11 protein-coding genes are annotated in these 13,004 nt (G+C 69.2%); all 11 read right to left on the reverse strand.

What is annotated here, in order from left to right; all coding sequences use genetic code 11:
* Nucleotides 1–615: 615 nt before the first annotated feature.
* The 11 genes from P9849_RS15770 to P9849_RS15820 all read right to left on the reverse strand — a co-directional run bounded on the left by P9849_RS15770 (nt 616) and on the right by P9849_RS15820 (nt 12,978).
* Nucleotides 616–1,647, reverse strand: coding sequence for a hypothetical protein (locus tag P9849_RS15770; RefSeq protein WP_278267648.1), 1,032 nt, complete (start codon nt 1,645–1,647; stop codon nt 616–618).
* 136 nt (nt 1,648–1,783) lie between these two features.
* A complete protein-coding gene (locus P9849_RS15775) occupies nt 1,784–2,695 on the reverse strand; it encodes an ABC transporter substrate-binding protein (protein WP_278267649.1) in 912 nt (303 codons plus the stop codon).
* Between the two features lie 34 nt (nt 2,696–2,729).
* Nucleotides 2,730–3,497, reverse strand: coding sequence for an ABC transporter permease (locus tag P9849_RS15780; protein WP_278267650.1), 768 nt, complete (start codon nt 3,495–3,497; stop codon nt 2,730–2,732).
* Entirely contained in the window at nt 3,494–4,180 is a 687-nt protein-coding gene (locus P9849_RS15785) for an ABC transporter permease subunit (RefSeq protein WP_278267651.1), read from the reverse strand. The genes P9849_RS15780 and P9849_RS15785 overlap by 4 nt, the downstream gene beginning before the upstream one ends.
* 1 nt (nt 4,181) lies before the next feature.
* On the reverse strand, nt 4,182–5,063 hold the full coding sequence (locus P9849_RS15790) for an ATP-binding cassette domain-containing protein (protein WP_278267652.1): 882 nt from the start codon (nt 5,061–5,063) through the stop codon (nt 4,182–4,184).
* Between the two features lie 239 nt (nt 5,064–5,302).
* Nucleotides 5,303–6,721, reverse strand: a complete 1,419-nt coding sequence (locus tag P9849_RS15795) for an NAD(P)/FAD-dependent oxidoreductase (RefSeq protein ID WP_278267653.1) — start codon at nt 6,719–6,721, stop codon at nt 5,303–5,305.
* Nucleotides 6,722–6,849: 128 nt separating this feature from the next.
* On the reverse strand, nt 6,850–7,845 hold the full coding sequence (locus P9849_RS15800; protein ID WP_278267654.1) for a hypothetical protein: 996 nt from the start codon (nt 7,843–7,845) through the stop codon (nt 6,850–6,852).
* A gap of 2 nt (nt 7,846–7,847) precedes the next feature.
* Complete coding sequence (locus P9849_RS15805; protein ID WP_278267655.1) at nt 7,848–9,113, reverse strand: MFS transporter; 1,266 nt, start codon at nt 9,111–9,113, stop codon at nt 7,848–7,850.
* 139 nt (nt 9,114–9,252) lie between these two features.
* Nucleotides 9,253–9,987, reverse strand: coding sequence for a siderophore-interacting protein (locus P9849_RS15810; protein ID WP_278267656.1), 735 nt, complete (start codon nt 9,985–9,987; stop codon nt 9,253–9,255).
* A 104-nt stretch (nt 9,988–10,091) separates the two neighbouring features.
* Nucleotides 10,092–11,552, reverse strand: a complete 1,461-nt coding sequence (locus P9849_RS15815; protein ID WP_278267657.1) for a cytosine permease — start codon at nt 11,550–11,552, stop codon at nt 10,092–10,094.
* A gap of 199 nt (nt 11,553–11,751) precedes the next feature.
* Complete coding sequence (locus P9849_RS15820) at nt 11,752–12,978, reverse strand: MFS transporter (protein ID WP_278267658.1); 1,227 nt, start codon at nt 12,976–12,978, stop codon at nt 11,752–11,754.
* Nucleotides 12,979–13,004 lie beyond the last annotated feature (26 nt).

The raw sequence follows: 13,004 nt of genomic DNA on the forward strand, positions 1-13,004 counted from the left end.
ACTGACCAGCCCGGCGCCTCAGGCGCCCTGCCCCGCCTCCCACCAGCGGAGGCGATGGCGGTCAGATGTCTCGGCCACCCAAGCAGGGCCACTCGATCGGCGGCCGAACGTGAAGCTCGAAAGAAACCCGTTGCTCAACATTTCTCAAGTCGCAATTTCATATCAGGCGTGACAAGGTCACATGCTTCAAAATGCCCACAGCGCGGTCTTATACCGGAAGTAGATCGGCAGTCTTGCCGGTGTCGATAAGTCGTCGAATGGAGGAACCAAATGCTTGATGCATGGAAAAGGTTCGGCATTCCGATTCGAATGTGCATCGTCATCGCCCTGTGTTTGCTGCTCGCAGGGGTCACGATCTTGATGACAACCCTGTTCTCCACCGAACACGGTTCGGCATCATTCGATGCTGGAATGGCAGCATCTCGCTGGGTTCTGCAAGGGGGCGCGGTCCTCGGCTTACTGACTCTCCTTTACATCCTGATCAGGAGACCGCGAAAGCAGTCCTAGAGCAGGCATGGCAGGCAAGGGGGCACCCTCCCTGGGTCCAGTCTTGCCGGTCAGCGCTCGAAACGGTGACCGCGATGGTGGTTGTGGGCAGCAGACCAGCCCGGCGCCTCAGGCGCCCCGCCCCGCCTCCCACCAGCGGAGGACCCGGAGCGCCCGGAAGGTGATCCAGCGCGACGGCAGGCCGACGCCGTCGTCGAGGGTGAACCAGACCCGGCCGCGCAGCTCGTCGTCCAGGAGCCAGCGGCCGTCGGCCTGACGACGGGAGCGCAGATGGTCGATCACCGGGGCCAGCCGGGGGTCGGGCGCGGTGCCGTCCACGAGCGAAGCGGACCGGAGGTGGTCGGCGGCGCGGAGGACGTCGTAGCGCCACCGCCAGGGATAGCGGAGATCCAAGTATCCGGGGTCGACGGGCTCGCCGGTGCTCTTCCGCAGGAAGAGGCCGCGCTCCAGGAGGTACTCCTCGCCCGCCCGACGCGCCCGTCGGGTCTCCGGAGTGCCCTGCCCGTTGCGCTCCAGTTCCAGGAGCGCTTCGAGGACGTTGATCGTGGTGTCGAAGGAGGCGCGCACGGAGCCGTTCTCGCGCTCACAGTTCCAGCCGCCGTCGGGCTGCTGTTCGGCGAGCATCCACTCGACGAGGGCGGGAAGTGCGAGTCCGAAACAGACGCCGTCCGCAAGCGTCCTGGCGTTGATGCAGGTGTCCACTTCGCCGTCCCAGAACCGCTGGCCGTCATGGTCCCAGCGGGAGTTCCGGCCCACGAGTTCCACGATCTCCCGGATCCTCGGGGTGGAGGGGTCCAGACCGAACTCGCGCAGCTGCGTGAGGCTGTACGTGGTGGCGGTCCAGGGCTGCCCCTCCGCCTTCCAGTCCGCCCGGGTGAAGCCCTCGGGCACGAAGGACCCGCCGGCCCATTGGCCGTCCTCCCCGGCCAGAGCGAGGAGCCTGGCTCCGGCGCCCTCGGTCGCGATCCGCGCCCGGTCGGCCTCCCACACCGACTCGGGCGCGTCCAGGAGATCGCGCTGGACCTGCCAGCGCAGTGCGGGGTCACCGCTCAGGAGCCAGTCGACGACGGCGCCGTCAGGCGCCGTTCCGACCGGAGCCGTGCCCTGGGGCTCGCCGTCCACAGGATGCTCCTCCGTCATCGCTCCTCCGTTCCATCACGCATCATCCGTCACGGATCCCACGACCCGCGACGGCGGGGACGCTCCACCCCCTGCCCGGAGCGTCCCCTGCCGGTCAGCTGATGCCGGTCAGCTGAGACCGATCAGCCGAGGCCGGTCAGCTCAGGCCCTTGTCCTTGAGCCAGGCCGTGGCGATCTCGGCCGGCTGGCGCTTGCCCACCGTGCTCTGGACGTTCAGCTTCACCAGTTCCTCGGTGGTCAGCTTCGCGCTGATCGCGTTGATCACCTTGGAGATCTTCCCGGAGACGGCCTCGCTCGCGATCGGCACCACGTTGGAGGACAGGATCATGTTCTTCGGATCCTTCAGCGTGACCAGGTCACCCTTTTCGAACGCCGGATCCGCAGAGTAGATGTCCGCCACCTGCACCGTCCCAGCACGCAGCGCGTCCAGGGTGGTGGGGCCGGTCGCGGAGAAGGCGAGATCCACGCCGTACTGGGTCTTCGCGGCAGCCGGTCCGTACGGGCGCTTCTCGAACTCCGGGGCGCCGCCGATCGTGACCTTGCCCTGGACCTTGCTCAGGTCCGCGATCGTCTGGAGGCCGTACTTGTCGGCGGTCGCCTTGGTCACCGTGTAGGTGTCCTGGTCCGCGGCCTGAGCGTAGTCGAGCGCCACAAGACCCTTGGGCAGGGCCTTCTTCAGCTCGGCGTACACATCGGCGGGGCTCGTCGAGGACGCCTTGCCCTGCAGGAACTCCAGGAGGTTGCCGGTGTACTCGGGGAACAGACTGATCGCCCCGGACTTCACGTCGCCCATGTAGGCGTCGCGCTGGCCGATGTTGAATTTACGCTCCACCTTCTGGCCGTCCTTCTCGAGGCCCTGGGCGTAGATCTCGGCGATGATCTCGTTCGAATAGTACGCCTGCGACCCGACGACGATCTTGTCCCCGGAGCCGCCTCCCGCGGTGCTGGGCTGGTCCAGCGGGTTGCCGGAACCGCACGCGCTGAGGGCGAGAGTGACGGCGAGCGCGGCGCCGGCCGCGGCGATCCTGGCGATGCGAGCAGTGAACATGGTGGTTCCTCTCTTCACTTCCTCACGCGGAGTTTCACTCGGCGTGCTGTCTGGACGCGGCTGGGGTGTTCAGCCGGACGCGGGATGACGTGCGACGGCGCGCACGGGGTTCGGTCTCCTGGCGCCCGCCGCCGGACACCCGCACCCCGGCGGGGACGGCGGCGCGCTGGGCCAGGGCGAACAGGAGATCGACGATCAGGGCGAGGACCGCCACCAGCAGGGCGCCGGCCAGCACCTGATCGAAGCGGCGCAGCGGGATGCCCTGGATGATGGGCCAGCCGAGACCGCCCAGATTGACGTAGGCGGCGATGGTGACGGTGGCGATGACCTGAAGCGTGGCCGCACGGAGACCGCCGATGAGCAGCGGCAGGCCGAGGCGGAACTCCACCTTCCAGAACACCTGCCACGGGGTCATGCCCATGGCCTTGGCGGCGTCGATCACGCGGCGGTCGATCGCCTCGATCCCGGTGTAGGCGCCGGCCAGGAGGGACGGGATGCCGAGCAGCACGAACGTCACGAGGGCCGCCGCCGGGACCTGCAGCACGCCGAACAGGAGCACCAGCAGGATGAGCAGCCCGAACGACGGAATGGCCCGGGCGGCGCCGGAGATCGCGACGGCCACCTCGCGGCCGCGTCCCGTGTGGCCGATGAGCCAGCCGGCAGGCACCGCGACGATGGCGGCGATCAGCACGGACAGCGCCGTGTACAGCAGGTGCTGTCCGAGGAGAGTGGGGAGCGCGTAGGTGCCGGTCCACTGCTCGGGATCGGTCAGCCAACGGACCGCATCGGCGAAGAGGTTCATGCGGACACCTCCGCCGGCTCGGCGGCCCGCGAGCGCTTCGCCCGGCCGTTCGTGGCACGCTGCCAGGGCATGAGCAGGCGCCCCAGAAGCACCAGGACCACGTCCACGAGAATCGCCAGGATCACCACGGCGGCGACTCCGGCGAACACCTCTTCGATGAGCCGGCGGTCCAGCCCGTTGGTGAAGAGATACCCCAGGTTGTTGACCCCGATCAGGGTGCCCACCGTGGCCAGGGCGATCGTGCTGACGGCCGCCACGCGCACCCCGGCGAGGATCACGGGGGCGGCGAGGGGCAGTTCCACCGTCCAGAACCGGCGTGCAGGTGCGTACCCCATAGCGGTGGCGGCGCGGCGCACGTCGGGGTCCACGGCGTCGAGACCGTCAGCCACGGAGCGCACCAGGATGGCGACGGCATAGATGGTCAGCGCCGTGACGAGATTCGCCTCGTTGGTGGCCGGGTAGCCGAAGAGCGCCGGCAGCAGAATCAGCAGCGCGAGCGACGGGATCGTGTAGAGCAGCCCGGTCAGCAGGATGACGGGTCCGCGGACGAGCCGGTACCGCCAGGCGAAACGGCCCAGCGGAATCGCGACCACGATGCCGAGGGCCAGGGCGATGACGCTCTGCCGCAGATGCACTCCGGTCAGATTGAGGATCAGCCCCAGGTTGTCGAGGATCCAGGTCACGTCAGCCGCCGGTCCCGCCGCCCGGCGCCACGGCCGGGGCGGTTCCGCCCACGGCTCCGGACGCTGCCGGCGCGTCCACGAGCGCTCCCTGGGTCCGACCGGTCGCGTCGACCACCACGGTGCCCTCGGGGGTCTCCACCAGGCGCAGGGCGCGCTTGCCCCGGTCCGCCCCGATGAAGGCGGCCACGAAGTCGTCGGCAGGATTCGCGATGATCTCCTCGGGAGTGCCTTCCTGCACGATCTGCGCGCCGGCGCCGAGGATGACGATGCGGTCGCCGAGCAGGAACGCCTCGTCGATGTCGTGGGTCACGAACACCACGGTCTTGCCGAGTTCGGACTGGAGACGCAGGAGTTCCTGCTGAAGCTCGGCGCGGACGATCGGGTCGACCGCTCCGAACGGCTCGTCCATGAGCAGGATGTTCGGGTCTGCCGCGAGACCACGGGCCACGCCGACCCTCTGCTGCTGGCCCCCGGACAGCTGGCTCGGGTACCGGTCCGCGAGCTTCTGGGAGAGGCCCACGGTGTCCAGCATCTCGCGGGCGCGCGTGTGGGCGTCGGCCCGGGAGGCGCCGTTGAGCCGCATCACGGTGGCGACGTTGTCCAGCACGGTGAAGTGCGGCATCAGGCCGGAGTTCTGCATGACGTAGCCGATGCCACGCCGTAGGGCCACCGGGTCACGGTCCAGGACGCTTTCGCCGTCGATCTCCACGGTGCCGGAGCTCGGCTCCACCATCCGGTTGATCATGCGGAGCAGGGTGGTCTTGCCCGATCCGGAGGAGCCCACCAGGACGGTGGTCTGCCGGGGCGGGATGACCAGGTTGAAGCCGTCCACGGCGAGCGTGCCGTCGGGGAACGTCTTGGAGACGGAGCGGAATTCGATCATCGTCCGGCCCGCCCCCGGTCTCCGGCGAGCGCCGGGCCGTTCGGACACGCCAGGACCGCTGCCCGTGTGGTTTCCAGCAGCGGGGTTTCAGCCCGCGCGACGGCGGCCCTCGACTCAGCCACGCTGCCGGCGGACCCGTGAGGGCGGCCGTTTCCTGCGAATTCGGTATGCATGATCTTCCTTCTCCTGTGTCCTGACGACACTACGGTGAGCCTCTGACACTCTTCGGAGCCGACCCCTCAGGCGGATTGCCGTCCGTACGATTCGAGGAGCCGCAGCCAGACCTCGCTCAGCGTCGGATAGGACGGTACGGCGTGCCAGAGGCGCTTCACGGGCACCTCACCCACCACCGCGATGGCGGCGGCGTGAATCAGCTCGGCCACGTCGGGCCCCACGAACGTCACCCCGAGGAGCACCTCCCGGTCCTCGTCCACCACGATGCGGGCACGGCCCTGGTACCCGTCCTCGTGCAGGGAGGCCCCCGCCACGGAGGAGAACTCGACATCCACGGCCCGCACCCGGTGCCCCGCCTCACGGGCTTCCGCTTCGGTGAGGCCCACGGCGGCGACCTCGGGCTCGGAGAAGATGACCTGTGGCACCGCGGCGTGATCGGCCGTGGCGACGTGGCGGCCCCACGCGCCGTCGTCGACCGTCTGACCCTGCGCACGCGCCGCGATCACGTCCCCGGCGGCCCGCGCCTGGTACTTGCCCTGATGGGTGAGGAGCACGCGGCCGTTGACGTCGCCCACCGCATAGAGCCAGTCCACGCCCGGCACGCGCAGCGTGTCATCGACGGTGACGGAAGCGCCCGGGTCCAATCCGACCGTCTCCAGGCCGATGTCGCCACTGCGCGGCTTTCGGCCCGTCGCCACGAGGATCTCGACGGCGCGCACGTCGCCGGCATCGGTGCGGACGGTCACGCCCCCGTCGTCGCGCTCCACGGACAGGGTCTTCACGCCCAGGCGCACGTCCACGCCGAGGTCCCGCAAGCCGTCGGCCACCAGGGCCCCGGCGAAATCCTCCACCGAGCCGAGCAGTCCGCTCCGCGCCAGCAGCGTGACCTGCGAGCCCAGCGCGGCGTAGGCCGTCGCCATCTCGACCGCCACGACGCCGCCTCCCACCACCACGAGGGATTCCGGCACCTCCTGGGCGCTCGTCGCCTCGCGGCTGGTCCAGGGCCTGGCCTCGCGCAGACCGGGGATCCCGGGAATCGCGGCGTCGGAACCGGTGCTCAGCACGACGGCGTGGCGGGCCGTGAGCGTGCGATCCTCCCCGTCCGGCGTCGTGACGGTCACCTGGCGCTCACCGCTGAGCCGCCCGTGCCCGCGGACCAGATCGATCCCGGCCGAGTCGAGCCAGGACACCTGCCCGTCGTCCTTCCAGTGGCTCGTGAACGAGTCGCGCCGCTTCAGAACGGCACGCACGTCAAGGTCGCCCGTGACGGCTTCGGCGCTGCCGGGCACCTTCCGGGCAGCCCGCAACGCCTGCGGGGACCGGAGCAATGCCTTCGATGGCATACAGGCCCAGTAGGAACACTCTCCCCCGACCAGTTCGCTCTCCACGATCACGGCCGTCAGGCCACCCTGGACGGCACGGTCGGCCACGTTCTCGCCCACCGGGCCACCGCCCAACACGATCAGGTCATACTCGTCACTCATGCGCAGCGCCGCCTCCCCGGTTCGCGTGGTCTCTCCACTCAAGCCGATCCGCTCACCGCGCGTCAACCACCCATGATGAAACCGCAGTTCAGAAGGCCCTTTCAGGCCTCTTCAGGGTCCTTCCCGGGTCACTTCCGGCGCTTGAGCCTCCGGAACTCCTTGCTCCACTCCTGGTGAGCGCCCCGCTCACCCGACCTCGGCTTCGGCGCCACCCGCCCGGGGCGCGTGCGCGGCAGGGCCTTCCAGCCGGCGTCGAGCACCAGAAGCGCGCGCTCGGTCAGTGCCGCATTGCGCAGCTGCAACGCGGTGCCCTTCCGGCGCAGAACTTCCGTGAGTGTCTCGTCGGCGTCCTTGAGGCGGCCGCTCTGCCGCTGAGCACGCGCCCGCAGGAGGAGCAGCGCGGCGCTCAGCTCGTCCGCGTTCCGTGCGCCCTCACTCAGCCGGATCACGGACTCGAAGTCCTCCTGCAGACTCGCCAGCTGGGCGAGTGCGAGCGCCTTGGCGGGCGAATGCGGCACCTGCTCCAGCTCGACGACGGCGGCCTCCACCTCGCCGACCTCGCGCAGGGCGTGCGCGGCGGCATAGTGCAGGGCCTCATCGGAGTAGAGGATGCGGGCCGCGACCCCGTCGCTGAGTTCGACCTCCACCACGAGGCCCAGCAGATGGCGCTGCATGAAGCGGTGGGCGGCGTCGTCCACCAGCGTCTCCTGCCCGCGGCGCAGCAGTTCCACGGCCTGCGGGTACTGCCGTCCCTGGTACGCCCGCAGCCCGGCCAGGACGTAGCAGAGCCCGGCGAAACCACTGTGACTCCGGGCCAGGAGGATGAGCCGCTCCGGCCCGCCACCCATCGTGATTTCGGCATGGAGCGCCTTGGCGAACTTGCCGGAGAACCCCTGCAGCCGCCCCGGCCCTTCCCGGAACGCGAAGCGGTTCACCGGGTCCAGACCTCGCCCGGCCCTGATCCTCTCGCCCAGCCCTCCCGCGATCTTCCGCACCGACACCTGGAAGACCACGCCCACGAACGGCGTGATGTCCCGCGTCTCCCGGTGCACGGGCATCCCGCCGTCCACCGGATGCGGCGGCAGGCTCCGGGGAGGCTTCCCAGGCGGCTGGGGGGCGGCCACGGCTACTCCACTCCCTTGATCCGCACCACGAACACCGCCCCCAGCAATCCGATCACCGCGGCGGCGACATAGAGGGAGAGGTATCCGCCCCAGAGGGTCACGAACGGCCAGGCGATGGCCGGCGCGATGACCTGCGGCAGCGAGTTGGCGATGTTGATGACGCCCAGGTCCTTGCCGCGCTCCTCGGCGTGGGGCAGGACCTGAGTGATGAGTGCGAAGTCGACGGCGAGGTACGCACCGAAGCCGATCCCGAGCACGGCGGCGCCGATCAGACCGCCCGCCCACGTCGGGGAGAACGCCAGGATGAGAGCGGACGTGGCGATGATCGCGGACGAGATGATGACCAGTGGTTTCCGCCGGCCCATCCGGTCACTGATCCGCCCGCCGATCACGCTGGTGATGATCACGAAGATCGCGTAGAGACCCGTCAGGATCAGCACGCCGGTCTCCGCGGGGATGCCCTGCGTCTCCTGCAGATGCACGGCGTCCGTGAGGAAGAAGAGCAGATACAGCGTGATCATGTGGTTGCCGATGTTCACCAGCAGGCGCGTGATCCAGGCCCAGCGGAAATCTGCGGACGCCAACGGCGTGATGAAGCTCAGCAGGAACTTCCCCCAGTTCAGGGGCGGGACGGCTTCGCGCGGAAGCGGCACGTCACCGGACCGGAACGCGAAGAGGACCACGCCGAGCACCAGCGCCAGGGCGGCCAGCCCGTAGCCGAGCCACAGATTGCCGCTGACCACGGCCGCGATGACCGCGCCCAGCAGGATGCCCGCCGTCTGCCCCATCGCCGCGAGTCCGCCCACCGTGGCGCGCTGCTCCGTGGGGACCTTGTCCGGGATGGCGGCGGTGATGGCCGCGTAGGCGCCGTTGCAGCCGGCCTGCACCAGGCACCACGCCAGGGTCATGAGCGCGACGTCGGGCACGCCCGCGAGCGCCACCAGGGCCAGAGCGCCGACCACCGCACCGCCCACCACCCAGGGCACGCGGCGTCCGAAACGCCCGGTGGTCCGGTCACTGAACGCGCCGAAGACCGGGTTGGCCACGAGGGACACGGCCGCGCCGCAGCCCGTCACCAGGGCGAGGATGCCTTCCTTCTGGCCAGGATCCAGCTGCGCGGCCTGCAATCCGAGCAGCACCTGGAGCGGGGCGAAGAAGGCCGCGTTGATGCCCAGATTCACCAGGACCACACCCGTGATCCAGATCGGGCTCACCTCGCGGGTGGGCTCCTGCGCCACACCCGACGGGCCGTGCTGGGCGATCGACATGCCGTGCTCCTCATCCCCTGAAGGCCGGGTCCCGTGTCCTGCACGCGGGCCCGCCGTGCCTCATCCTATGCCGAGCGGCGGGCCCGTGGGCGGGCGAACCGTGCCCTGTGGACACGTCACGGCCGGGCCAGACAGGGCGTCAGGCGCGCCAGTAGCCCAGGGCGTCCACGCGGTCCCGCGGCATGCGATGGGTGGACCGCAGTTCCTTGGACAGGAGGCGGAAGGCGGAGCTTTCACTCGCGATCCACACGAAGTCCTGCTCCGGGTCCAGGGCATGGTCGCCCGAGGACCAGGCGGCGCTCACCTCGGCGACGAAACGCCGCCCGTCGTCCTCCCGCGGAATCCAGATGAGGCTGTCCTGAGGGCGCAGACGCAGCGGGATGCCGCCGTCGCTCTCGTGCTGCTGCTCGAGGAACACGACGGCGGGCGTCTCCCCCAGCGCGTCCAGCAGGGTGTTGAGTCCGGGGACCGCCGCCGCATCCCCCACCGCGTGGACGCGCCGTGGCGCGGGGTCCGGGAGGCAGAAGGCGCTGCCCTGGATGGTGACGTCGAGGACCTCGCCCGCGGCGGCGTCGCGCGCCCAATCGGCCGCGGGCCCTCGGTGCATCGCGAATTCGAGGCTGAACGCGCCCGATGCGGGGTCGGGGTCCACCAGGGTGTACGCCCGCTGGTGGCCGCGGCCGCCGGTCGGGAACCAGACCCGGATCCAGGCGGTGGGGTGGGCGCCGATGGCCTCCAGCAGTTCACGACCGGTGAAGTCGACCCGGAGGTAGTCCTCGGTGATCCAGCGGCTGCCGACCGTCCTGACCTGGAAATCCTTGGCGCCGAAGGCCTTGAGGACCACGCCCTCCCAGCCATGTTTGGTCAGCGCCATGTGTCGTCCTCCGTCTCGCTCGTGTGCCGCGGACCGGTCTGCCGGTTCGCGCGAGACTTAGGATAGCTTAACCTCACCTCCTGGGCCGGCGCGGCGGGAGGAGGTCAGGCCGCCGACGTCGCGCCTTCCCGTTCACGAAGCTCGCGCGAGCGCTTCGCCGCCGTCGCCCACGGCCAGTACACGGCAGCGGTCACCACGATGCCGACGATCCAGGAGATGTCCGTCCCGCCGAGGTAGGCGGTGAGCGGCCCGGTGTAGAGCGCCTGGGACAGGAACGGGATCTGCACCAGGATGCCGATGGCATAGGACACCAGCGCGACCGCGTTCCAGCGTCCGTACCGGCCGTCCGGGTTGTAGAGCGCGGCCACGTCGATCCGATGACCGGACACCTTGTAGTAGTCGATGAGGTTGATGACCGACCACGGCGTGAACACCATGAGCAGCAGCAGGATGAAGTTCTTGAAGAGGTTCAGGAAGTCGGCGGACGCCACCAGCGCCACGATCACGCTCAAGGCGATCACCACGAGCACGGACACCGCGCGGACCGCGGGACGGACCGTGTTCCGGCGGGTGAAGGCGGTCGAGATCGTGGCCGAGCACATGAAGGAGCCGTATGCATTGAGGCAGTTCACGGTCAGCTTGCCGGTGACGATCATGATGTAGATGCCGAGCGCCAGCAGTCCGCCGCCCGCCAGATCGCCCATGTAACCCACCTGGTTCTTGAGGAAGCTGCCGCCGAGCCCCGCGGCGGACAGCCCGCCGGCCAGGGCGCCCAGGGTCATGGCCCACTGCGCCCCGAGGGTCGACCCCGCGAAGGTGTACCAAAAGGTCCGCTTCGCACTCGTGTCCTCGGGCAGGTACCGCGAGTAGTCCGCGACATACGGGCCGAAGGTCAACTGCCAGCCCGCCGCCACGGAGACCGAGATCAGGAAGGTGCTGATCTCGAAGGGCTTGGTGAACAGGACCTGAGAGATGTCGTAGCGGGTCAGGATCACGAAGGTCAGGTAAGCGAAACCGGTCAGGCCCAGCACCGTCGCCACGCGGCCCAGGGCGTGGATGTACCGGTAGCCCATGATCGCGAGGACGGCCGTCAGCGCTCCGAACACGATGATGCCCACGGAACGGTTGTCAGACCCGATGATGAGGTTGATCGCCTGTCCGGAGAGGACCGTGCCGGTCGCCGCGAAGCCGATGTACATGAGAATCACGAACACGAGCGGGATGATGGCCCCGTACACCCCGAACTGCGCGCGGCTCGAGATCATCTGGGGCAGGCCCAGGCTCGGACCCTGCGCCGAGTGCAGCGCCATGACGGCCCCGCCCAGGAGGTTGCCCACCAGCAGGCCGATGATCGCCCAGAACGCGTCCGCCCCGAACACCACGGCCAGGGCGCCGTCCACGATCGCCGTGATCTGCGCGTTCGCCCCGAACCAGAGCGTGAACTGACTCCACGGGCTGCCGTGGCGTTCGCCGCTGGGGACCCTGTCGATGGATCGGATCTCTAGAGTGGCTGCCGCCATGGTCACGCTCCCGGGGGTGAGGTTCCTGCTGGTGTTCCGCTCCATTGCACTCCAGCGGAGGGGCACTGTGAACCCGGTCACAGGGGAAGCTGTCCGGCATCCCGGACGGCGGCCGTGCGGCGGGAGGACCGGCCCGCCGTCGTCGCACCCTCGGAGACGCGCGAACCGCCAGTAGGCGCCGTTATCCACGAGGAATACGGGCGCCTACTGGCGGTTCGCGAGGTGATGCGGGAGGCGGCGAGCCTCAGACGATGTGCGGCTCGTGGGCGTTCAGGTACTTCCGGCCCGTGAAGATCGCCACGAGGGAGAGGACCATGATCACGGCGGCGAAGAAGAACGGCACCTGCGCCCCGAAGTTCTCCCCGAGCTGCGCGGCGATGAACGGAGCCAGCGCGCCGCCCATCCAGCGCACGAAGTTGTATCCGGCGGACGCCACCGGTCGCGGCGAGTCGGACACTTCCATGGCCAGCTCGGTGAACAGGGTGTTGTTGATGCCGAGCAGTGCGCCCGAGATGATCACGAGCACCACGACGGTGGGCACGGAGTGCGCCAGAGCGGCGAGCCCCAGCCCCACGAGCACCACCAGCAGGCCGGTCAGCGCCATCATCATGCTGCGCGTCGTGCCGAAGCGGCGCTGGAGAATGGGGGCCACGAAGATGGAGAACACCGCGAGCGCGACGCCCCAGCCGAAGAACACGGCCCCGATGCCGTAGGCGTTCATGTGCAGGATGAACGGCGTGAAGGCGAGGATGGTGAAGAAGCCGAAGTTGTAGAACAGGCCGGCGAGGGCCGTGGTGCGCAGACCCGCGTGACCGAGGGCCAGGATCGGATCACGGAGCCGCACCTTCTGCGCGGGCTTCGGCAGCGTCAGCAGCATGAAGAAGAGGGCGATGAACGCCGCGGCCATGAGGAATGCGGTGCCGAAGAACGGGGCACGCCACTGCCAGCCGCCCAACAGGGCGCCCAGGAGCGGGCCGAGCGAGATGCCGAGACCCAGCGCGGCCTCGTAGAGGATGATCGCCACGCCCGAGCCGCCGCTGGCGACGCCCACGATCACCGCGAGCGCGGTCGCCACGAACAGCGCGTTGCCCAGGCCCCAGCCGGCGCGGAAGCCGACGAGCTGCTCCACCGAGCCGGACAGCCCGGACAGGGAGGCGAAGACCGCGATCAGGCCCAGACCGATCAGCAGGGTCTTCTTCCCGCCGATCCGCGAGGAGACGAAGCCGGTGATGAGCATGGCCACGGCGGTCACCAGGAAGTAGCTGGTGAAGAGCAGGGACACCTGACTCGGGCTGGCCTGCAGATTCTCCGCGATGGCCGGGAGGATGGGGTCCACCAGACCGATCCCCATGAAGGAGAACACGGCCGCCAGAGCGGTGGCCCAGACGGCTTTCGGCTGTCGGAAGAAGGACGCCTTCTCCTCTTCCAGGACTTCGTGACTCTCGTGGATGGTCTCATCCAGCTGGTTCATTACTCGCTTCTCTCCTGTGGGCGGGA

Origin of the sequence: Arthrobacter sp. Y-9 (assembly GCF_029690065.1) — a bacterium.
In the GTDB taxonomy this organism is placed as follows: Bacteria; Actinomycetota; Actinomycetes; order Actinomycetales; family Micrococcaceae; genus Arthrobacter_E.